The 23,456-nt window shown below is 44.2% G+C and carries 19 protein-coding genes; 6 read left to right on the forward strand and 13 right to left on the reverse strand.

Going from position 1 to position 23,456, the window contains the following annotated elements; all coding sequences use genetic code 11:
* Positions 1-63: 63 nt before the first annotated feature.
* From J7384_RS08475 to J7384_RS08510, 8 genes are all read right to left on the reverse strand, one after another.
* A complete protein-coding gene (locus tag J7384_RS08475; protein ID WP_209113009.1) occupies positions 64-906 on the reverse strand; it encodes a PEP-CTERM sorting domain-containing protein in 843 nt (280 codons plus the stop codon).
* Between the two features lie 159 nt (positions 907-1,065).
* Positions 1,066-3,186: an ATP-dependent DNA helicase RecG gene (gene recG, locus J7384_RS08480; RefSeq protein WP_209113011.1), complete on the reverse strand. Its 2,121-nt coding sequence runs from the start codon at positions 3,184-3,186 to the stop codon at positions 1,066-1,068.
* Positions 3,187-3,227: 41 nt separating this feature from the next.
* The gene (gene trmH / locus J7384_RS08485; protein ID WP_209113013.1) at positions 3,228-3,935 is read right to left on the reverse strand and encodes a tRNA (guanosine(18)-2'-O)-methyltransferase TrmH; all 708 of its coding nucleotides are present in this window, start codon (positions 3,933-3,935) and stop codon (positions 3,228-3,230) included.
* Between the two features lie 81 nt (positions 3,936-4,016).
* The gene (locus J7384_RS08490; protein WP_247741702.1) at positions 4,017-4,406 is read right to left on the reverse strand and encodes a RidA family protein; all 390 of its coding nucleotides are present in this window, start codon (positions 4,404-4,406) and stop codon (positions 4,017-4,019) included.
* A 30-nt stretch (positions 4,407-4,436) separates the two neighbouring features.
* Entirely contained in the window at positions 4,437-6,557 is a 2,121-nt protein-coding gene (gene spoT / locus J7384_RS08495; protein ID WP_209113014.1) for a bifunctional GTP diphosphokinase/guanosine-3',5'-bis pyrophosphate 3'-pyrophosphohydrolase, read from the reverse strand.
* A 442-nt stretch (positions 6,558-6,999) separates the two neighbouring features.
* Complete coding sequence (gene rpoZ / locus J7384_RS08500) at positions 7,000-7,278, reverse strand: DNA-directed RNA polymerase subunit omega (protein WP_209113016.1); 279 nt, start codon at positions 7,276-7,278, stop codon at positions 7,000-7,002.
* 140 nt (positions 7,279-7,418) lie between these two features.
* A complete protein-coding gene (gmk, locus tag J7384_RS08505; RefSeq protein ID WP_209113018.1) occupies positions 7,419-8,045 on the reverse strand; it encodes a guanylate kinase in 627 nt (208 codons plus the stop codon).
* 74 nt (positions 8,046-8,119) lie between these two features.
* On the reverse strand, positions 8,120-8,713 hold the full coding sequence (locus tag J7384_RS08510; RefSeq protein ID WP_209113020.1) for an HAD family hydrolase: 594 nt from the start codon (positions 8,711-8,713) through the stop codon (positions 8,120-8,122).
* A gap of 129 nt (positions 8,714-8,842) precedes the next feature.
* Between J7384_RS08510 and J7384_RS08515 the strand changes: the two genes are divergently transcribed.
* Positions 8,843-9,124, forward strand: a complete 282-nt coding sequence (locus tag J7384_RS08515; protein WP_209113022.1) for a pyrimidine/purine nucleoside phosphorylase — start codon at positions 8,843-8,845, stop codon at positions 9,122-9,124.
* 63 nt (positions 9,125-9,187) lie between these two features.
* Here J7384_RS08515 and glpD read toward each other — a convergent pair whose 3' ends face one another.
* A complete protein-coding gene (gene glpD / locus J7384_RS08520) occupies positions 9,188-10,813 on the reverse strand; it encodes a glycerol-3-phosphate dehydrogenase (protein ID WP_209113024.1) in 1,626 nt (541 codons plus the stop codon).
* Between the two features lie 146 nt (positions 10,814-10,959).
* On the opposite strand from glpD, the gene glpK reads away from it, so the two are divergent.
* Both glpK and J7384_RS08530 read left to right on the forward strand, forming a co-directional pair.
* Complete coding sequence (gene glpK, locus J7384_RS08525; protein ID WP_209113026.1) at positions 10,960-12,441, forward strand: glycerol kinase GlpK; 1,482 nt, start codon at positions 10,960-10,962, stop codon at positions 12,439-12,441.
* A 107-nt stretch (positions 12,442-12,548) separates the two neighbouring features.
* A complete protein-coding gene (locus J7384_RS08530) occupies positions 12,549-14,684 on the forward strand; it encodes a TonB-dependent siderophore receptor (protein WP_209113028.1) in 2,136 nt (711 codons plus the stop codon).
* 137 nt (positions 14,685-14,821) lie between these two features.
* Here J7384_RS08530 and J7384_RS08535 read toward each other — a convergent pair whose 3' ends face one another.
* Positions 14,822-16,012 (reverse strand): amino acid aminotransferase, encoded by a 1,191-nt coding sequence (locus J7384_RS08535; RefSeq protein WP_209113030.1) that lies wholly within the window; start codon positions 16,010-16,012, stop codon positions 14,822-14,824.
* Positions 16,013-16,157: 145 nt separating this feature from the next.
* The gene (locus J7384_RS08540; RefSeq protein ID WP_209113032.1) at positions 16,158-16,868 is read right to left on the reverse strand and encodes a DUF445 domain-containing protein; all 711 of its coding nucleotides are present in this window, start codon (positions 16,866-16,868) and stop codon (positions 16,158-16,160) included.
* A 134-nt stretch (positions 16,869-17,002) separates the two neighbouring features.
* Here J7384_RS08540 and J7384_RS08545 point away from each other — a divergent pair, with 134 nt between their 5' ends.
* A complete protein-coding gene (locus tag J7384_RS08545) occupies positions 17,003-17,881 on the forward strand; it encodes a peptidylprolyl isomerase (protein ID WP_209113034.1) in 879 nt (292 codons plus the stop codon).
* Positions 17,882-17,886: 5 nt separating this feature from the next.
* Entirely contained in the window at positions 17,887-18,357 is a 471-nt protein-coding gene (gene greB / locus J7384_RS08550) for a transcription elongation factor GreB (RefSeq protein ID WP_209113036.1), read from the forward strand.
* A 38-nt stretch (positions 18,358-18,395) separates the two neighbouring features.
* Here greB and J7384_RS08555 read toward each other — a convergent pair whose 3' ends face one another.
* Positions 18,396-19,409 (reverse strand): ester cyclase, encoded by a 1,014-nt coding sequence (locus J7384_RS08555; RefSeq protein WP_247741703.1) that lies wholly within the window; start codon positions 19,407-19,409, stop codon positions 18,396-18,398.
* Positions 19,410-19,502: 93 nt separating this feature from the next.
* On the opposite strand from J7384_RS08555, the gene J7384_RS08560 reads away from it, so the two are divergent.
* Positions 19,503-20,462 carry an ester cyclase gene (locus J7384_RS08560; protein ID WP_209113038.1) on the forward strand — a complete coding sequence of 320 codons (960 nt, stop codon included), beginning with the start codon at positions 19,503-19,505 and terminating at the stop codon, positions 20,460-20,462.
* 305 nt (positions 20,463-20,767) lie between these two features.
* On the opposite strand, the gene J7384_RS08565 is transcribed toward J7384_RS08560, so the two are convergent.
* Positions 20,768-23,263, reverse strand: a complete 2,496-nt coding sequence (locus J7384_RS08565) for a TonB-dependent receptor (protein WP_209113040.1) — start codon at positions 23,261-23,263, stop codon at positions 20,768-20,770.
* Positions 23,264-23,456: the final 193 nt, after the last annotated feature.

Here is a 23,456-nt window from a genome sequence, read left to right on the forward strand (position 1 = left end):
ATTAGTAAATTTTAGGCAAGAAAAAGCCGAGATTGAACTCGGCTTGATCATTAAATCTATATGTTATTTACGAGCTTTTTTTCGTAGTAAACCAAGGCCGATTAAACCCAATGCCATCATTGTTAGCGGTGCAGGTTCAGGTACTTCTGTGGTATTTCGCACCAGCAAGTTACCAACACTTTGGAATCTAAATTCGTCTATTGATGCTCTGCCAGCTAAAATTACTTGACCATTGTCGACGTTGCTAAGGCCAATTGATCTGCCATAGATATCACCTAACCCGAGAAAAGCACGAGTCGGTTCTGTCTCACCAGCTCTGATAACTAGCGAGTCACTATAAACTGTCCGTTGACTGCCATTGATATCGATATCTTGCAATGTAGGGCCAGTAAAATCCTCTGCAACTCTTACTCTGTGCTGACACGTTGTATCACCGTTGCCACATTCGCTTAATTCACCATAATTAAACCAAGCGAAGCGGAAATCCTGAAAGCTACCGCTATTACCAGAAGCACTAGCGATAGTATCGCGAGAGCCAAAAAAGTTATCGGCAAACCAGGTGGCGCCTTGATAGTTATTGAAAGCGAAATCGGTAAATTGACCGCCCCAAATTGACGATAGTAGATTGCTTGTTTCAGCAGTTGTCGCATAGCGCCAGTCGTCAGCGTTCCAATTGTTGCCTTGATTGTCTGTCCATGCTTTGTCTTGAATATCGCTGCGGTTAAAGCCGAATGAATTATCTAGCGCTAACCACTCTAAACCTTGAAGGTTGACTTCACGAGTTTGGTTGTTGGCGTCTTGATACTGGTGTGAACCTGAGATAATACCTGCTTGTACCGTGGTAGCTAAACAAGCAAGAGCGACGAAAGATTGGGCAACTTTACGAGTATACAACTTAATATCCATTACTACTTCCTATTGTTACATCAATGGTTTAAAAACTCGAAACTTATACAGCACAAATAATGCCACATCTTTATTTTGTTGTTTTTTATTGTATTTTTTGTGGAGTAAATATTCTATGTAAAGTTTTTGGACACATGCGCGATTTTTTTTGAACGATTGCTATGCGTTGGAGTACTTTTCTTTGCTACCAAGCCAGCGCTGGATTAACGCTTGTGCTTGCTCAGGGTGTTTTTGCCAAAGTAAATAAGCGTGTTGTTGAACTTCCGGAATAAGGTCTGCGTCTCGCACTAAGTCGGCAATTTTTAATTCGGCTAAGCCAGTTTGTCGGGTACCTAGTAGCTCGCCGGGGCCGCGAATTTCTAAATCTTTTTGGGCAATGACAAAACCGTCGTTACTGTCTCGCAGCACGGCAAGTCGTTTGGTTGCGGTCTTCGACAATGGACTTTTGTACATCAACACACAGTGTGAAGCAACTGCGCCGCGACCAACCCGGCCGCGCAGCTGATGTAATTGCGCCAAGCCTAAGCGCTCGGGATTTTCAATAATCATTAAGCTCGAATTAGGTACATCAACACCCACTTCAATCACTGTTGTCGCCACCAGTAAATCTAGGTTTCCCTGTTTGAAGGCATCCATTACCGTTTGTTTTTCTGCCGCTTTCATTCGGCCATGCACAAGGCCGATGGCGAGCTCTGGTAACTGTTCCTGAAGATAAGTAGCAGTGTCTTCTGCGGCTTGGCATTGCAGTACTTCTGACTCTTCAATTAGGGTGCACACCCAATAGGCTTGTCGCTTTTCATCACCGAGATCAGGGTGACAAGCACTGCGAATGCGTTCGATAACGTCGTCGCGGCGGCTATCTGGCAGGGCAATGGTTTTTATTGGCGTTCGCCCCGGTGGTAGCTCGTCAATAATAGATGTGTCTAAATCGGCATAAGCAGTCATCGCCAAAGTTCGAGGAATCGGCGTTGCGGTCATGATCAACTGATGCGGGTAATTACCGTCAAAAGCGCCTTTTTCCCGTAGCGATAGCCGCTGATGAACGCCAAACCTGTGTTGTTCATCAATAATCACCAAGGCGAGTTTGTTAAAGCTTACTTGCTCTTGAAAGAGGGCGTGGGTGCCAATCGCCAGTTGCATTTCTCCGTTCGCCATGGCTGCAAGTGCTTCGCGGCGCGCTTTAGCTTTACTTTTGCCAGCTAACCAACCAACGTTAATGCCCAGTGGTTGAAACCAATTGGCAAAATTGATTGCGTGCTGCTCGGCGAGTATTTCGGTGGGTGCCATTAGCGCAACCTGAAAACCTTGACCGATCGCGGTTAACGCGGCAAGCGCTGCAACCAGTGTTTTACCCGAACCAACGTCACCTTGAACTAAACGCATCATCGGGATTGCCTTAGCTAAGTCTTGCCTAATTTCATTGACCACTCGAGCTTGCGCATTGGTTGGGCTAAACGGCAATGAGTCGAGAAACGTTTGGTTGAGTGATTGATCAATACTTAGGCTAACTGCTTGGTGTTGGTCGCTAGATTGCCTTAACTTGAGCATACTCAAGTTGTGGGCCAGCAATTCTTCTTTGATCAGCCTCAGTTGAGCGGGGTGTTTACCCGCTTCGAGTTGGCTGACTGAGGTCTCTGGTGGTGGCCGATGAATTAGAGCCAGCGCCGATGCTAAAGAATAGGGTTCATTGACAAACTGCTTAGGTAATAGCTCATCGACATGACCTGCGGCTAAGCGCTTTAACGCTTGTTCGGTTAGGTTTCTAAGGCTTGCTTGGCGCAGGCCGTCAGTCGTTGGGTAAACTGGCGTCAGTGTTTCTTCAACCGGTGTTAAAGCTTGGTCATTGGCCAGTTGTTTGTATTCAGGGTGAACAATTTCAAAACCGCGGCCGCCTCTGACAATTTCACCGTAACAACGGATTTCGGTGCCAACACTCAAGTTGTTTTTTTGCGCAGCAGTAAAGTGAAAAAAGCGCAAATTGACCGTACCAGAACCATCGTTGATGGTCACCACTAGCATGCGGCGCTTGCCTTGGACAATTTGGTTGTTAACCACTTCACCAATAATATTGGTGTGAATACCGGGCAGTAGATCTCTAATAGCGGTAACGCGAGTGCGATCTTCATAGCGTAAAGGGAGGTGAAACAGCAGGTCTTGTACCGACACTAAGCCGATACGGCTGAGTTTTTCGGCCATACTCGGGCCAACCCCTTTTAAGCTAGCGAGATTAACACCTGCGAGCGAGGTTGATAGTAAGGTATGGCCGGAAACAGAACTCATTGGGTTAGGTACATATTGATAACAATATGTTTTACCTTAACTTATTCGTCGAGATCCTGCCATGCTTCTTGGTTCATTTGCATCTTTTGCCACCAGTCATCCGACGCAATAATTTGACCTTCTTGGTCAATATGCGGATAAGGCAAGCCTTTGCGTTGGCAAGCTTTGGCAAAAATGGGGTGGCCACCTTCAAATAAAATGCGCTGGCGCTCAGCTTCGTTGATTGTGGCTTTGTCATACATGCCGGCCAATTGGCGCTGACGCTGGGCTTCGTACAACACTACCGAACAGGCAACCGATACGTTTAATGACTGCACCATACCGACCATAGGAATAATAATGTCTTGGTCTGCTAGCTCAAGAGCCGTTTCTGATGCACCGAATTTTTCTTGGCCAAGAATAATGGCCGTTGGCTTAGTGTAGTCGACTTCGCGAAAATCAATCGCACTCTCAGAAAGGTTAGTAACGAGTACTTGCATACCTTGTTTTTTCAACTCGCCAATAGCGTCTTTGGTTTGGCTGTAGTTGTGAACGTTAACCCAGTTTTGACTACCTGCGGCACTGCCACCAGAGACTCGCATTTGTTCGTTTTTCCACACTGCGTGGACGTCACTCACGCCAATGGCGTCACAGGTTCTTACCACAGCTGCCAAGTTGTGGTTTTTGTGTACGCCTTCCATGCAAACGGTTAAATCGGGTTGGCGATGGTCGAGCATTTGGTTAATGCGTTGTAATCTTTCTGGGGTCATAAATCTTCAATTTAAGGTATGGGGTGTAAAGGTTGTTGCTAGTGGGCAGCAAGACATGCGCCCACAAGTCATAGCCGTGAATTAATTGACGTTTGGAATTGCCAAAATGCCATCAATTTCAATATCGACGCCTTTAGGCAGTTGAGCTACACCAATGGCTGCACGCGCTGGGTAAGGTTCTTGAAAGTACTTACTCATGATTTCGTTAACCGTGGCAAAGTTAGCCAAATCAGTCATAAAAATGTTTACTTTAACCATGTCATTGATGTCGCCACCTGCGGCTTGGCACACGGCAACAAGGTTTTTAAAGACTTGCTCTGCTTGACCAGCAAAGTCATCACCAACCACTTCCATCGTTTCTGGGTCAAGTGGAATTTGGCCTGATAAATAAACTGTATTGGCGACTTTTACTGCTTGGCTATAAGTACCGATGGCACTCGGTGCATCTTGGGTATTGATAATGGTTTTCATGATGTTCTTCTCTTGTCTTACAACGTTTGATTACTTGTTTCGATTGACTTTTTGAACGTCGATCATCACTTTGATTTTACGAATAATGTCGGCTAAATGGATACGATCGCGACAGGTTATTTCCATATCAATCGAATATAAGCCAGAATCTTTTTCACCAGAGTTTAAGCTGTGCACATTCGAACCGGCTTTGGCAATGGCATTGGTTAATGCCGCTAATGCACCTTGGTGGTTAATAATGTCAATGCGCAGTTTGGCGATAAATTCTCGATCGATATCTGAGTCCCATTTTACTGGGAATAATTTACCTTGCTCGTGGCCTTTGATGTTGCGACAGTCGTGTTGATGAATAATTAAGCCTTTGCCAGGGCTTAAATAGGCCAAAATACTATCACCGGGAATTGGACGACAACACTTACTGAAGCTAACCATCATGCCTTCAGTGCCTTTGATTGGCAGTTTGCCTTTGCCGTCACTGTCGTGACTGGTTTCTTGGTCGTCATCGTCACTGTCAAATTCATCGGTTAAACGCTTGGCAATACCGATACTCAAAGTGTTACCTAAACCGATATTGATAAACAAATCGTCTAGTGAGTTGTGACCAGTATCAGAAATCACCTGTTCAAGCTTATCTTGCTCAATGTCATCGATGCTAACTTGACCAAGGGCATGGCTTAGCAAACGCTTACCTAAAATGTGAGATTCGTTTTCTTGTTGCGAGCGCAAGTAAGCGCGAATTTGCATTCTCGCCTTGGCAGTAACAACAAAGTTGAGCCAAGAGGCATTTGGCCTTGCTGCTGATGACGTAATAATTTGTACGGTTTGACCTGAATCTAGCGGTTTATTGAATGGGTAAGGTTTGCGGTCAACCTTTACACCAACGCATGAGTTGCCAACATCAGTGTGAACCGCGTAGGCAAAATCGACCGCAGTTGCTCCCATAGGTAACTCGATAATGCGGCCATCTGGGGTGAACACGTAGATTTCTTCGGGGAACAAGTCAGATTTTACATTTTCGATAAACTCGAAAGAACTACCTGCACTTTGTTGCAATTCGAGTAAGCTTTGCATCCAACGACGCGCTTTCATTTGCGCCGTTGTGCCGGTGTCATCACCGTCTTGTTTGTAAAGCCAATGCGCGGCAACACCTTTATCAGCCATTTGATCCATATCTTGGGTGCGAATTTGGATTTCAACCGGAATTCCGTGTGGCCCAACTAGTGAGGTGTGTAGTGACTGGTAGCCATTGGTTTTTGGAATGGCAATATAATCTTTAAAGCGCGTTTCAATCGGTTTAAACAAGTTGTGTACGGCACCAAGTACGCGGTAACAGTCGTCAATTTTTTCCGGGACAATCACGCGAAACGCGTAAATATCCATTACTTCGTTGAACATCAGCTCTTTATTGAGCATTTTGCGGTAAATTGAGTACAAGTGCTTTTCACGGCCGATAACTTCAGCTTGTAAACCACTTTCTTCAATACGGGCGATGATTTCTTGGTGAATATTATTGATGATTTCTTTGCGGTTACCGCGCGCTTGTTTTACCGCTGCTTTTAGTGCTCTTGAACGCATTGGGTACAGTGCTTCAAAACCTAGGCGCTCGAGTTCATTTTTAACGTCGTGAATACCTAAGCGATTGGCAATTGGCGCATAAATTTCAAGCGTTTCACGGGCGATGCGGCGGCGCTTGTCAGGGCGTAATGACTCTAAGGTTCGCATATTGTGGGTGCGATCGGCGAGTTTGATCAGAATCACGCGAATGTCTTGCACCATGGCTAAGATCATTTTGCGAAAGTTTTCCGCCTGCATTTCTTCTTTGTTATCAAACTTGAGCTTGTCGAGTTTACTGACACCCTCAACGAGCTCGGCAACGGTGTCGCCAAATTGCTCTGCTAAGTCTTCTTTAGTGGCGTCGGTATCTTCGATCACATCGTGGAGCAGAGCTGCCATCAAGGTTTCGTGATCCAAGTGCATTTTGGCGAGATTGATCGCGACAGCAACTGGGTGAGTAATGTAAGGATCACCACTTGAGCGCATTTGGCCTTCGTGCGCATCACGAGCAACAATAAAGGCTTTTTTCAGCAGGTCGACCTGCACTTTGGAAAGGTAGGTTGAGGCTATTTCTTTTAGCGGCTCAAGAAGATACACAGACGGTGTCCTTATAGTGAGAAAAGTTGAGAATTAACGCATAGTATACAGCTGTTAGCATACGTTGATTTACCGTCATTGCCAACAGAGAAAATAGCGCTTGTACTAGGGCGTGTTGATCTTTCAGGATTGTTTTTGCAGCAGTCTGTTTGGCTTTTATACAAGGCGGAGCAGGTGTCGTGTAGTCGTTCTACACAAATCCTGCGATAACGCGGTAGAAAAGACAAACAGGCGCTGCCCTTCGGGTTTATCTAAACGCTTCCTGCTCATTGTTGCTCGGTTTTTACATAGAACAACTATGCTACAATCCGAGCGCCGCGATCAGAAAGCGTTTAGAAAGAACAAAATTTAATCTCGAAAGATCAACACGCCCTAGATACTTAGGTATAAAAAAACGCGTAATACTTGTCGTAATACGCGTTTTCTTGTTAACCGATAAAACTTATTGGTTATTGCCACCAACAATTGCAGCAACAGCAGCTAATTCAGCTGATTCTTGCTCAACTTGCTCGTGACGTTCTGTTTCATCCATCACTTGAGTAGTAATTAGGCCTTTCTCAATTTCACGCAAAGCTACAACAGTAGGCTTGTCGTTTTCTAACTCAACTAGTGGATCTTTACCGCCAGTGGCGATTTGACGAGCGCGACGAGCAGCAATCAAAATAAGATCAAAACGATTACCGACTTGGTCGACAGCATCTTCAACAGTTACGCGAGCCATTAAGCTACTCCAGAATTAAACTTGACAAAATAGCTGGCTATTCTACTAAATGGGCAAGGATTAGCCAATAGATCTTTTGACAAATCTCGCTATTTTTCTGTTTGTTGCTTGCCTTTTATCCGGATCCTTAGCGCGGACGCTTATTCGCTCACCAAATCTTTGAATAATTCAGCGTGTTTACGCGTTTGTTGCTCGCGAGTTAAGCGCTGATTGTTAACTATAGTGGTGAAGTCGATCAAGGCTTGATCGAAGTCGTCATTGACGATGATATAGTCAAATTCGTCGTAATGAGAGCACTCCGCTTGTGCTTTAGCCATGCGACCGGCAATCACCTCGGCGGAGTCTTGGCCGCGATTAGTCAAACGGCGCTCTAACTCTTGCTTTGACGGTGGCGCGATAAAAATGCTGGTGACATCGGGTTTTTTCTTGCGTACTTGCTGTGCGCCTTGCCAGTCGATATCGAGGAAAACATCGATGCCTTTTGCCAATTGTTCGTCAATGGCTTGTACCGAGGTGCCATAGTAATTGTCGAAGACTTTGGCGTATTCGTAAAAGGCGCCTTCTGACACCGATTGCTCAAACTGTTCAACAGTAACAAAGTGGTAGTGCTGACCGTCGACTTCACCTGGGCGTGGTTGACGTGTTGTGTGGGAAACTGATAGCTGCATCACTCGGCTCGAGTCTTGTTTAAGCAGCGCTGAAATTAAACTCGATTTGCCCGCACCACTAGGTGCCGAAAGAATAAATAAATTGCCTTGTTCAGCCACAAGCGACCTCTTTGTTTAAACGGTAGTTGATCAAAAACGGAGGCGAATTATAGCTGAATTTTTGTCAGTTCACCTCAGCTTTTTTGCCAGCGGTAATATTTGTGATCGGCAAGGGCTAGCATCGGAAAATCCTCTGGGGTATCACCATAGGCATAGATTGTTTGGTACTGCGAAAGATCTTTGCTGCGCTTTAAAAGTGCTACTTTGTTGGCTAAACAGCAATCGCCAAAGCGATAGCGTCCAGTCACGCGCTTATTTTTAACTGCGAGTTCACTGCATACTAACTCGACTCCCTGTTGGTTTGCCCACGGAGTGAGATAGACGTTTAGTGATGCGGAAACGATAACGATGGTATGACCTTGTTGTCGGTGCCAGTTGAGGACTTGTGCTGCTTGCGGCCGAACAAGGGGATTGAGGTGTGTTGCTGCAAATTTGCTCCCCAAGTGCTCAAGTTTGTTGGCATTGCGGCCAGCAAAGGCGAACATTGTCAGTATTGGTCGCAACCGGGCGCTCGACATTAGTTTTGCTTTATAAAGTAAAATTAGTGGCAACAGAATAGTAAAGCCAATTAGTAGCCTAAATTTAGGTGTCGAATAGATTAAAAACCTGGTGTAAGTATCTTCGAAGGTGACGGTGCCGTCGAAATCAAAAAGCGCAAGCGTTGCCAAATTTAGCCCTATGAGTATTGAATATTGAGTATAACTAAGATGTTATTGTTTTTAGTGTTAGCGTTAAAACTCAGTATTATCAAAGTCAACACGCTCTTATTCTAACTTAATAATAAAACAGGAAAAAACATGTTTAAAGTAAATGAATACTTCGATGGCAAGGTTGCGTCAATCGCTTTTCAAGGTGAACAGTTACCTTCTACGGTTGGCGTTATGGCGCCGGGTGACTATGAATTTGGCACTAGCCAGAATGAAGTGATGACCGTGATTAGTGGTGCACTAACGGTATTGCTGCCCGAACAAAGTGACTGGCAGACGTTTACCAAAGGTCAGCAGTTTGACGTTGCCGCCAATTGCAAATTTAAAGTCAAGGTTGAAACTGACACCGCTTACCTTTGTAGCTACGAGTAGTTTTATACTATTCATGCTTATTAGATTGAAGTAAGTAGTTTGAATTTACGTGACTTACTTCTGTTAACTCGCTTGGCTAGACTCAAATGTTGTCGTTAGATATTCAGTCAGTGCTTGAGTCTCAGCTGGCGAGAAATAAAGTCCTTGTTTTGTCCGTCGCCACAAAATATCTTCGGCACTTTGTGCCCATTCCGTTTCAATTAAAAAGTCGACTTCAAGAGCATATAAATTGCCGCCAAAATGCTGGCCTAGTTGCTTGATATCGATAGCACCGTTAAGTAAATCAAATACGCGAGTGCCATAGCAACGGGCTAAACGGCTGGTTAGTTTTTTAGGTAACCACGGGTAGTGATTTTGCAGTGCTTGACTAAACTGCTCAATATTTTTGAAATCGCCACCAGGCAATGAGGCGGTTGTGGTCCAATTGCGATTGTGTTCGGTAATGTGTTCTGGAAAGTAGTCCGCCAGTTTATTGACCGCGCGTTGTGCGAGTTTTCGGTAAGTGGTAATTTTTCCGCCAAATACAGAAAGTAACGGCGCTTGCGCTGCTTGGTTTTCGTTTACTTGATTATCAATGCTGTCAATTGGACTGGCGCCCTGAGCTGACTTAGTATCTTGAATTGAATTGGCGGCTTGAGTTGAAAGGGTATCTTCAAGTTCTAAGGTGTAATCGCGGGTTACTGTTTGTGCCTCGGTAGAATCATCGTCGAGTAAAGGGCGAACACCAGAGTACGAGGTAATCACATCACTGCTTGATATTTGCTGTTTGAAATAGTGATTACTAATGTCAATTAAGTAGCCGGTTTCATCGACAGAGATACTTACCTGGCTCGGATCTCCTTGGTAATCGACATCTGTGGTGCCAATTAGTGAAAAATCCTCTTCAAATGGAATAACAAAAACAATGCGTTGATCGGCGTTTTGTAAAATATAGGCTTCGTTAGAATTGTAGAGCTTAGGGACGACAATATGACTGCCTTTTACCAAGCGAATTGACTTGGGCGAAGCACTGTTAAAGGCAGTAGAAAACAATTTTTCAACCCAAGGGCCACCTGCGTTAACCACAGCTTTTGCTGATATTTGGTGATGGTGCTTAGTGTCTTGATCTTCAAGTGTTATTTGCCATAGTGTTTGTTCTTGCTCAGTGACTCTATTGGCCTTAATGCATCGAGTTTGAGGGAAAATATCAGCACCGTGTTGCTTAGCGAGTAAAGCGTTGAGAATCACTAAACGAGCATCATCGACCCAACCATCAGAATATTCAAAACCCTTTTTAATGTTGTCGTTCAACGGACTGCTTTGATCAAATTTAATCGAGCGAGAGCTAGGTAGGCTCACTCTTTTGGCGAGGTGATCGTATAAAAACAAACCGGCTTTTATCATCCATTTAGGTCGTAAATGAGGTTGATGAGGCAATCGAAAGGTCAGCGGTTTAATGATATGGGGGGCGTTTTTTAGCAAGACTTCTCGTTCGGTCAACGCTTGTTTAACCAGCTTAAATTCGTAGTGTTCGAGATAGCGTAAGCCGCCGTGAATGAGTTTACTGCTGTTTGACGATGTCGCCGACGCTAGGTCGTTTTGCTCACACAGCAGTACCTTTAAACCTCGCCCTGCGGCATCTGCCGCAATACCAGCGCCATTAATACCACCGCCAATAACAACAATATCGTAAACCATTTCTTTGCTCATTAAATCGACTCCTGTCGTTGTTATATCACGATTTTATTTACTGGTACTACCAGTTTTGTACAAATATACAAAATTAAGTTGCACACGAAAAAATATCACTTACTCTATCGTTATTGACTACGTCTAAAACTCTAGGAAAGTTCGTTATGGCTAAGTATATTCTCGCAATTGACCAAGGTACGACTAGCTCTCGTGCGATCTTGTTTACGGAACAAGGCAAAGTAAAAGGTATTGCTCAACGAGAATTTGCTCAGCATTTCCCCGCTGATGGTTGGGTTGAGCACGACCCTGAAGATATTTGGCAAACGGTATTAACGACCTGCCAACAAGTACTTACCGAGCACCAGTTAACCGCCGCCGATATCGCAGCCATTGGCATTACCAATCAACGGGAAACGACTATTGTTTGGGACAAAAACTCTGGCGAGCCAATTTATAATGCCATTGTCTGGCAAGACCGGCGCACAGCAGAGCGTTGTCAGCAGTTGCGTGATCAAGGTTATGAATCTGATGTTACCGACAAAACTGGGCTGTTGCTCGCTCCGTACTTTTCGGCAACCAAAGTTGGCTGGTTATTGGATAACGTCGATGGCGCGAGAGAGCGTGCGCAACGGGGTGAACTGGCGTTTGGCACCGTCGACAGTTTTCTGCTGTGGAAATTAACGGGTGGTCGTTCACATAAAACGGATGCCACTAATGCATCCCGCACTATGCTTTACAATATTCATCAAAACAGTTGGGACCAAAGCTTGCTGGAGCTTTTTGATGTACCTGAAAATATGTTGCCACAGGTTATGGACTGCGCAGATGATTTTGGCGTAACCGAGGCGTCACTTTTTGGCCAGCCGATAGCCATTTTGGGGATTGCTGGCGACCAACAAGCCGCTTTGGTCGGGCAGGCCTGTTTCAAAGCCGGTATGGCAAAAAGCACTTATGGCACCGGCTGTTTTTTTATGCTCAACACGGGTGAACACGCGCTCAAGTCTAACAATAAATTGCTAACCACAATTGGTTACCGACTAAATGGCAAAACCCATTACGCCATCGAGGGCAGCATTTTTATGGCTGGCGCGACTATTCAATGGTTACGCGATGGCCTCAAACTTTTTGCGCATGCCAGCGAAACACAAGCCATCGCAGAACAAACGCCCGTTGATCACGGCGTCTTTTTAGTGCCAGCTTTTACGGGTTTGGGCGCACCCTATTGGGATCCGGATGCCAGAGGCGCAATTGTTGGTTTAACCCGAGATTCAGGCGTTAATGAAATCGTTAGTGCTGGGCTACAATCAGTCTGTTATCAAACCAAAGACTTGCAAAAGGCGATGGAAAAAGACGGGTTAAGGCCAACGCATTTACGAGTTGATGGCGGTATGGTAGCTAACGATTGGTTACTTGGTTTTCTCGCTGATGTACTTGGCGCCAAGGTTGAACGACCACAAATTATTGAAACTACAGCACTTGGCGCTGCTTATTTGGCAGGATTACAAGCGGGTATTTTCCCATCATCAGACGCGCTAAGCGACATGTGGCATCTTGACCAAACATTTGTTCCTAAGCTTGATGAGCAAGCACGCAATCAACTCTACAGTAAATGGTTGGCAGCGGTAGAGCGGGTTAAAAGCGAGTAAAGTATTTTGTTGGTCTATTTGTTAATCTAAATAATAATTATTATCATTTGATTGTTTTTTGTGTAGAATATCAGCCTCTTCGATAATTTACACAACTAGGTTTACAAATGAACAAGGCGTTATGGCGTTTAGCTCCGTTGTCAGCGGCAATAATCATAGCTTTTCAAACACAAGCAGCTGAAAAAGAGCTCGATACAGACATAGAAGTGATTGAGGTTGTTGGTCAACAAGAATCTTATGTTAATCGCGCGGTTTCATCGGCAACTAAGAGCTTGCTCAATCCGCTTGATATTCCGTTAACCGTCAACGTGATTAACGATGTCTTTCTACGCGATTTACGAGCAGAAACACTCGCTGATGCATACGGTTACACTACAGGTTTAAGTACTTCAGGGATTAATGCCAACGGTTTTACCTTGCGCGGGTTACCCGCCAATTTACAAAGTGTTCAGGTTAACGGTCTGCCGGGCTTAGCTTCTCGTTTTGGCTCGCCGACCACTGCCAATGTCGAGCGCATTGAGATACTTAAAGGGCCAGCATCGGTACTTTATGGCCAACTTGAGCCAGGTGGTTTAGTCAACATTATCACCAAAAAACCGCAAGAAGAGCAGTCGCTTACGGTTGATTGGTCAGTGCAAACCTATGAAACTGACATTAGCGGCTTTGGCGATGACCCAGGTACTACCGCAACCCTTGATGCAACGGGTGCACTTACCGCCGATGGGCAATGGCTATATCGTTTTATTGTTAGTGGTGAGTCGATTAACTCGTTCCGCGATCACGTCGATTATAACAACTACTATATCTTTCCAACTTTGACTTATCGCGCTTCAGAACAAACAGAATTGACTTTTGGCTTGGAACTACTGCACGAAAACGGCAAAGCTGATGACGGCCTAGTGGCAATTAACAACGATATTAATACAGTGTTGCCGATCAATGTTAGATATCAAGAACAAAACGACTCCGATAATGACGAGGCTGTGGTTGCTTTTGCCACTTTGAACACAAGCTTAACCGACGACTTTGATTTGTTTGCCAATTGGCGCAGCGTTTGGCATGAAGATAGCCGAGTATTGTTTGAAAACAATCGCGTTAACGATGCCGATATTTTGAGTGAATCAACTTTGCGCCGTCGCGATCGCAATCAACTCAATAAGCGCGAGTATCACTTTTTCGACATTAATACGCGTGGCAGTCTTGAACTTGCCGGTATTGAGCACGAGTTGCTAATTGGCGTTAACTCGGGCTATGAAAAACGCGATTTTGAGCGTATTCGCTTTGGCGCCGCGGTTACGCCAAATATCAATATTTTGAATCCGGTGCTAGGTCAAGCGGTGCCAAGTGAAGTTCGCAGCGGTACCGACCGTATTACCGAGCTTTGGAACTATGGCTTGTACCTGCAAGATGTTATTTATTTAACTGATCAGCTTATTGTTTTAGCAGGTCTTCGATACGACAAGCAAGACGTTGACTTTATCGAACAAACACGAGATCGTGAAGACGACCAAAGCACAGATGCCTGGGTGCCAATGGCAGGTGTTGTTTATAAGCTTAGCGATCAAACGTCAGTTTATGCGAGCTATGGTGAAAGTTTTGACCCAAATAGTGTTGAACGCTCTGACGTTAACGATAACGCCTTTGATCCTGAGCAAGGCCAACAAGTGGAACTCGGCGTTAAAGCGTCGTTTTTTGACGAGCGCGCTAAGTTATCGGTGGCTTATTTCGATATTGAAAAAGACAACATTGTCGAGCGCAATGACAACCGTGAGTTTGAGCTATTAGGCGAGCTTGCCAGTGAAGGTTATGAGCTTGAAGTAATCGCGTTGCCGATAGAAAACTGGCAATTTAAAGCTGGTTACGCTTATGTTGATGCTGAGGTTGTTGCTAGTCCAAATGCCAATGTTATCGGCAATACCATGTCGTTTGCCCCTAAGCACGATGCCTATTTGTGGACACGCTATAACTTCACCGAAGAGTTTTACGGTGGCGTGGTCGGCCTGTCACTTGGTATTAACTATGAGAGTGAACGCTTTACTGGCACTAACTCAGGCTCTCGAGTTGAGCTACCTAGTTATACTAAGGCCGATATTGGCGCATATTTTGAAACCGAACAATATGCCGTGGCCCTCAATATCGAAAACTTTACCGATAAAGAGTACTACGACGGTGGTCGCAACGACATTCGCATTTATCCTGGTGAACCACGCAAGATCACCTTGAGTTTAACGGGTTATTTCTAAGTTAGTCATCTTTCCATGGATATACACGCTCCTCATCATCCATGATGCCGCGTTATACCATCCATCCTTGGATATAAAAACGGCGCTTATTAGCGCCGTTTTTGTTTTCTTGAATAAAGCTAGTTAGCTAAGCAAAATTAAAGAATTTTCGCTACTGACTGGGCAAAGTAATCAATGTTGCTTGAAGCAATACCGGCAATACTCATGCGGCTTGAACCAACCATATAGATGCTGTATTCATCTTGCAGCTGCTGTACTTGCTCAGGTGTAATACCCAAGAATGAGAACATACCTTTTTGGTTGGCAATAAAGCTAAAGTCGCGTTCAACGCCATTTTCTTTCAATTTATCAACGATAAGTTGACGATTGCCGTTGATGCGATCGCGCATTTCGGCAAGCTCTTGATACCACTGATTGCGAAGTTCGTCTGAGGTTAAAATGGTTTCAACTATCGCTGCACCATGCGCTGGCGGCATAGAGTAAATAACGCGAACAACAGACAATAAAACGGAGTTTGCAATATCTAAACTCGTGGTTGATTCGCCAATAATGCTACATGCACCAATGCGCTCGCGGTACAGACCAAAGTTCTTAGAACAAGAACTACAGATGATCATTTCTTTGACGTTTTCGGCCATTAAACGCAGACCATAAGCATCTTCTTCTAAACCGTCACCAAAGCCCTGATAAGCCATATCGATTAACGGTGTAAAACCAACGTCTTTTGCTACTTCAACAACTTGTTGCCATTGCTCAACACTTAAATCCATACCACTTGGGTTGTGACAGCAGGCGTGCAACAATACAACATCGTCGGCACTCACTTGCTTCAATGCTTCAAGCATAGCGTCGAAGTCGAGTGTTTTAGTTTCGTAGTTGTAGTAAGGGTATTCCTTAACGGTTAAACCTGAGGCTTGAAATAAGCCAGTGTGGTTAGCCCACGTAGGATTGCTGACCCAAATAGTCGCATTGCTTTTACAACGGCTAACAAACTCTGCAGCAACGCGTAACGCGCCAGTACCACCAGGTGTAGAAACAGTGCGAATGCGATCAGCCGTGAGTACTGGGTGCTCGGCACCTAAAATAAGTTTAGTCATTTCGTCGTTGAATAACGGCGAACCGGTAGGACCAATGTAAACTTTGGTTTGTTCGGTATCTAAACGGTGCTTTTCGGCCTTTTTAACACAATCCAAAATGGTGACATCGCCCGCATCGTTTTTGTAAACGCCAACGCCTAGGTCAATTTTTTGAGGATTTGTATCTTGTCTGTATTTTGCCAATAAGCCCAAAATTGGGTCGGCTGGCAAGGCCTGTAAATTACCGAACATGACTCCGTTTACCTTTTGTTTGTTTAAATAAAATTTCTGCTCAAGCATAGCGGATAATCTGGCTAAAATTAAGGCTTAAATGGCAAATTTGTCAGCTTATTTTTTACTAGCTGATAACCTTAAGTACTAGCTTACTTAGCCATTGCTAAAATGTATTCGTCAGTGCGGCGATAAAGCCAATTAATCCGCCGAAAACTCCGCCCCAAACCACCAACCAGCCAAGGTGCTTTTTGATCATGTCTTGCACGATTTCTTTAACCAATTGTGGAGTTAATTCGTTTAAGCGCTGAACAATAATATCGCTGACTTTATCGCGAATATTGCCAACGACAGCGGGAGACTCAACCGTATCTTTAACCAGTTCATTGAATGCAGGACTTTCAGATATTTCCACCATACTGGTTTTCATTTTGTCGATAAAAGGTTGTTTTAACGGCATCAAGGCTTCCCGACCGCCAACCATGGCTAGCATGCCGCCAAAAGACGATTGCTCAATAACATCAACAAGGTTGTTAAAGGCAGGCTCTAAATCAACTTTTTCAATCACTGGCGCTAATACTAAGGCCTGTGATGGGCTTTGTTGTGATGACAAAAATCGATCGATGTTTTCTTCGGTAAAAAACTGTTCCATCATCAAATTGTTAATGCCTTGTTTAAACTCTTCAAAATGTGCCGGGATAACACCTGAACCATATAAAAAAGGCACTTTTTCAAACAACATGTGTACGGCTATCCAGTTAGTTACTGCGCCAGACAGAGCAAATAAGCCAATGGCAAAAACAATCGGCTCTGCCAATATGTGACCGGCAGCCGTGAGTAACAGTGCTAGTGAATTTGTGATCAGGCTTTTATTCACCTAGTGCTCCTTAAAAAAATACAACTTGATTTGATAAAGTAGTGGTGTATTTTACGTTGAGAAATCAGCGAAATACTATTGTTTTTTACTGCTGCGTGGCGAAGTCAGCAGCAACTTTTTGAAAGGCGTATGAGATGATAACAATAAAAAACCTTATTGGATTGGGTGCACTCTTTTTAGCGTTTTGTTCACTTTCGGTACATGCAGAGAAGTGGCGACCGGTAGAAGCAGAAAACGCAGTGTTGATTACCTTACCTCATGGCAAGGTTGTGATTGAGCTTACGCCTGATTTTGCACCCAAACACGTAGCGCAGTTTAAACAGTTGATCAAGCAAGGTTACTATCAAGGAACGAATTTTTATCGCGTTATCGATGGTTTTGTCGCGCAAGCGGGTCCGAGCGAAGACAAAAAAGGCAAGCAGTTTAGCGCGCCAGTATTAGCCATGGAGAGCGAGTGGCAATTTGATAAAAGTTGGCGCTTTACTCAAGTGCAAAGCCCTGATTTATTTGCTTCAGTGACTGGTTTTAAAGGTGGTTTTGCCCTGGGTTTAGACGATAAAACTAACACCGCGTGGCTTACTCATTGTCCTGGTGTTATCGCGATGGCGCGAGGCAATGAGGCCGACAGTGCCGACGGTCACTTCTATATTACTATTGGTCAAGCTCCGCGTTATTTAGACCGAATAATGACAATATTTGGGCGAGTGATTTACGGCATGGAACACATTCAGGCAATTAGACGCACGGCGGTGATCGAAGGACAACAAGCGGTTGACCCTGCTCAGTTCACCGAATTAAGTAATATACAATTGATGTCTGATGTACCGCCTGCAAAGCGTATTAACTTGGAAATTGAAGATACTGAAAGTGAAAGTTTTGCCGATAAGCTCAATGAGCGCAGACTGAGAAAACACGCATTTTTTTATAAAAAACCACCACCTGTTCTTGATGTTTGTCAAGTTCCAGTGGCAACTCGAATCGCAAACACAAAACCAGCACAGCAACCAAAATAAAATTAATGAAAACCAATTTAATTACCCGTGAAGGTTTTGAAGCCCTTCAACAAGAATTAACTTTTTTGTGGAAACAAGAACGCCCAGAGGTGACTAAAAAAGTCAGCTGGGCGGCAAGCCTTGGCGATCGCAGCGAAAATGCCGATTATCAATACAACAAAAAACGCTTGCGTGAAATTGACCGACGAGTGCGCTATTTGCAAAAGCGGTTAGATCAGCTTCGTATTGTTGATTACTCCAGCCAGCAAGACGGGCAGGTATTTTTTGGCGCTTGGGTGGAAATAGAAAACGAGCAAGAAGAAAAGTTAACATTTCGCATTGTCGGACCGGATGAAATATACGGTCGCAATGACTATATTTCTATCGATTCACCAATGGCACGAGCCTTGTTAAAAAAATCAGTTGATGATGAAGCGGTAGTGAAAACGCCAACAGGCGAAGCCGTTTGGTTTATTAATCAGATTCGCTATCAGTAATAAGTAACCCCATTTGCTTGGGGTTACTTATTGAGTGTTTAAAACCTACGGGCTTTGTTCATTTCTCGCATTCTAGCGAAAACATCGACACCGATTTGATGATAAACGTGTAGTAAGTCAACCAGCACCCAGTTCTCTCGAATTACGCCATTTTCACAGCGCCAGAAGTCTAGGCTGCGCATGGTAATTTCTTGGTTCGCTGGTGCGATACCTAACCAACCACCATCACTGATGGTCATTCTCATACCCGGCCACGCGGTAAAACCAACGTAATCACCATCGCCGAATAGGTAGCCCTCAGCGACATCACCAACGCGATTTGGCATACCGTTTAAAAATGGGATTTGGTGCCAATTTCTAAAGCCCTGAATGCCTCGACCTGTGCCAATACCTGAAGGACCGTACCAGCTGCTACGCGGATGCCAATACTTCTCAAGTTGCATGGCTTCAACACCGCCAGTTGCATAGTTACCCAGTGAATTACACATATCGCGAACAATATCGATACTATCTTGGGTCTGCTCTGGTGTTGATAGAATATTCAAGCCGTCTTGTGTCGCTGGCGCAGGTACATGCCATTCTCGCCCTAGGCTAGGCACTAGCGGCCAAGCATTAGCCTGCATCATAACTTCTGGGATATCCCATAGCGCCTGTACTTCGACAATCTTGCTGTTCTCTATGCGATAGAATTCGTGAAAACGCATTGATACTTGATGACCCGTGGCTGGGATATCAAGCCAAGATTTTTCAAAGCTGCCGGTGTAGTAACCGCAAAAGCCAACCCATTGGCTGCCGTTCTCTGCCGGGCCAGCCATGCAAATTGTCTCCCTTCTCTCTAAGTCAGGAATTGCAGTGAATAACGGCGCATATGCTTGCTGATAAAACTCTTTATCACCGATTAGCGTTTCAAAAGGAAATGCGAGTTTAACTTGAGTATCAGAGCTCATCACTGCTGCTAGCGCCTGTTGCACAGCCTCGGGCTCAAAGTTGTACAATGCTTTTCTAAGAGGGCTTAATAACGCTTTATTTTTGTTTTTTATTTGTTCTGTCATAATTTTTATCAAAACCTAATGACTTCGAAGTCATTTTATATTAGCTTAAGATAAAAAATAATAGCAAGCGTTAAATTTACGAGGAATTGAACAATGACAAGTGTAGTAGATAAGTTTTATTCGGCGCTCAGTAGCTCGAATGGTGATATTGGCAATTATTTAGCAGATGACGTTAAGTTCAGCGTTAGCGCGCCAGTAAATGAACTCAATAATTTAGACGAAGTTGTTGGCCGATTTTGGCAGCCTCTACAAAATGCATTACCTGATGTGGAAAGAAAGCCTTTTATTGCAATATCAGGTGATTACGAAGGGCAAACATGGTTAGCTGGTACTGGTTACTTTGTTGGTACTTTTGAAAATAGTTTATTTGATATCCCAGCTACCGGTAAAACGCTTTACGTTCGTTACACTGAATTAGTTGAAGTTGAACAAGAAAAAATTAAAAACTACTTTGTTATTGTTGATTTCCTCGATGTCATGACGCAAGCGGGCGTTAACCCATTGCGTCCAAGCTTAGGTCATGCTTGTTTGGTTATGCCGCCGTCATCAATGGACGGGCTGTCACCATGTTCAGACAACGCGAGTGAAAGTGAAAAATCCAAAACACTCGTATTTGAAATGCTTGAAGAGTTAGGTCGATTTGATGGCAAATCGCTAACCAGTATGAATTTACAGAATTTTTGGCATCAAGATTTTATGTGGTACGGTCCTGCTGGTATTGGTACCACGAGAGGTATTGACGGTTTTAGAGCACATCACCAAGGGCCATTTGTCTTTAGCTTCCCAGATCGCAGTATCGACCACAAGGCAACCTTTATTGCTCAAGGCAATTATGTTGCTACCGGCGGCTGGCCACATATGCACGGTACTCACAGTGTTGGTGGTTGGTTGGGCTTGCCACCGACCAATAAAAACCTGTCACTTCGAGTCATGGATATTTGGCGCCGAGAAGGTGAGCATTTGAAAGAGAACTGGGTTGCCATCGATATTATCGATATGTTGTCTCAGATGGGGCTTGATGTTTGGACAATGATGAAAACACTTACTAAGTAGTATCTCACTTCTATTAAAAAGCTCGTTGGGCCCAGCCTGACGGGCTTTTTTACATCTATTTACTATCAATGGCACCGACAACTCGTTCAAACTATTTGATTACACCGTGGCTGGGATATTTACTGCTTGCTCCTTGTACCTTGTTTCTAAGTAATCACCGCTTGCACTTATCACTCCTACCACTGAGCGAATTTAAGCAGATACAGTATTTTTGCTGCGAGCGTTGTTCAATAAAATTCGGCCATTAAAAAAGGATGAGGTATTAATTCCTCATCCTTTTTGTCTTTTAAGCGGTTTCTGTGTGTTTAGAAACGCGTTTTGAAGCGCAAACCGTAGTTGCGAGGATATAAGTAACCCGATTGCACTACGTCGTCACTGTTGTTGTTACCACGTGCCAACACAGCTTCGTCTTCAATGTTTTCAACGAACAGTTCAACTGAGTAATCTTCGTCTACCGAATTCCAGATTAAACGCAAATCTGTTTTGGTGAACGAATCTTGCTGGTGAGACGGATCGGTTGCCAATAAGTTTGACGTGTTGTATTCGTCTGAGTAGTAGAACTGTAGGTAAGGCGTCAATGTACCCATGCCTTCACCTAATTCAATCACGTAAGATGCACTCGCACCTATGGTTAACTCAGGTGACCAAGGAGTTCTTTCACCGTTTTGGTCGATGAAGCTTCTAACCTGACCGTTAAATAGCTGATAAGGGTTACCTTGACCAAATGTACCAAACTCTGAATCTAGGTAAGCCATGTTAGCAGTAATTTGGAAGTCTTCAGTGACCAGCCAAATAGCGTCTAACTCAATACCGCGGGCGTCAATATCACCGCCGTTTTGAGAAAAGGTAACGGCTTGGCCCCCTTCAATGCGTTGTAGCTGAGTTAATAGGTTAGTATATTCAGTGAAGTGGATAGCACCGTTAAATTGTACAGTGTTGTCGAGGAAGCGAGTGCGGAAACCAGCTTCAATCACTTGTGACTCTTGCTCATCTGTAACGGTTGTCGTGTTGACTGAGCCTGATAAGTAACCCGTTGACGCTGATAAATATAACATTGCGTCTTCAGCAACGTCGTACTCTAAGCCTGCACGCCATGTTACGTTTGAGTAATCTGGATCAATCAAACTTGGGTTACCGGCTGCAATTGAAGCACTAGTGATCGCGTCTGAGGCACCACAGTTGAATGAGAACACGTCTCTAGAGTTACCAGGTAAAATGATTGGTGAGCTGCCAGCAACGCCGTCTCTCACGTTAACAACACGGTCAACATTGCCATCGCCGTTAACATCACCCGTGAAGTTACTACCACCACAGCTTAGCTCTTTCGATTCGTTGTTGTAACGAATACCAGCGATAACACGCAAATCTTCAGAAACTGAATATTCGATTTGACCAAAGATACCAAAGTATTCAGTATCAATAATCGCGTTGTCGGCAAAGAAGCCGCCAAAGTTGCGATCTAGTGAGGTGATATCAGTGCCTGACAATTGAGTGAACGTACCTAAGACATTAGTAATCGTTGCGCGAGTAGAGTCGTCACGAGCGGTTTGTTGATAAATTGAGAAGCTGCTTTGATCTTCTTGGTCAGAGTAGTAAGCACCAACTGTCCAACGTAGGTCTGTGTCGTAGTTTGATGAAAACTGAATTTCTTGGCTAAAGACTTTTGATGCTTCTAAGAAACCACCATTTGAGTTTGGTGTTGGGCTGAAATCAAAATCGAAGTTAATATCGTTAAAAAAGTCAGTGTATGAGGTAATTGACTTAACACTAAAGTTTTCAAATTCATAATTGATGTGAGCTGAGAAAACATCTTCTTTTAAGTTAACTGGGCGCACATAATCTTGGCTAATTACGTATGGATCACCACCAGGGCCATTTGCCGCAGGACCTCTGCCTCCAGAACCGCGAACCGGGTTAGCACAGTTGCGAACACTGCCAAATGGGTCGGTTAAGCCATCAGGTGTCTCGTTGCGACACAAGAAAGTGTAACCAAATAAACCGGCTTCGTTGCCGTCTTCCTCACTGCGAGAGTAGCGCAATAGAATTTCTAAATCGTCAGTTGGTTCAATTGCGACAGAAATACGAACTGCTTTGTCGTCTTGGGCACCAACGTCTGGGCCGGCTAAGTTTTCAATGTAGCCATCGCTTTTATCAAAGTAAGTTGCAATACGAACGGCAACTTTATCGCTAAGTGGTGCGTTAAAGAACGCTTCCCCTCTGACGCGATCGAACGCTTGGTAGCTCAGATCAATACCACCACTTACCTCTGAAAAGTCTGGAGCATTAGTGTATAGGTTCAGTGCACCGGCAAAGGTGTTACGGCCGTACAATGTGCCTTGAGGGCCACGTAAGAATTCTACCGAGCGAACGTCGAAGAATGCGCGTGTTTGTTGTGATGCTCTTGCCTTGTATACACCGTCGACGAAGGCACCAACAATTGAGCTGTTGTCACCGAAGGTATTTGACGAGTTAGCACCGCGAACGTTGAATTTGGCATCGTTACCCGCAAACGCGAAGTTTACACCAGGTACCGCCAGTTCAAGACGCGAAACGTCGGTGATACCGCCTTTGACTAAATCGTCTTCGCCAAAGGCAGAAACAGAAACACTTACTTCTTGTAAAGTTTCCGTTCGTTTTTCCGCCGTCACCGTAATTTGTTCAATACCCGAAGTTTCTTCTTCTTTAGCTTCATCTTCTTGGGCTATTGCTGTTTGTGAAACTAGTGCACTGAGCACTGCCGCGCATACTAGCGATTTACTACTCTTGAAGTTACTTCCAAAACCATGGGGTTCTCTAGACATTTCTCTCTCCAAAGTGGTGTGGGATTTTACTCTTCTCTTTTTAATTTATTATCTGGGCAATAAACGTAAAACATGACTAACATTCATTGACTATTAATTAAACTAGCTAGAATGTACTTCGAATTCAATACTAAAGTGTAAAAAAATCTTTATTAATTGTGTTTTTTTTATTTTTTTATTATTTATTAGTATC

This window comes from Endozoicomonas sp. G2_1, assembly GCF_017744155.1.
Classification (GTDB): domain Bacteria; phylum Pseudomonadota; class Gammaproteobacteria; order Enterobacterales; family Alteromonadaceae; genus JAGHQT01.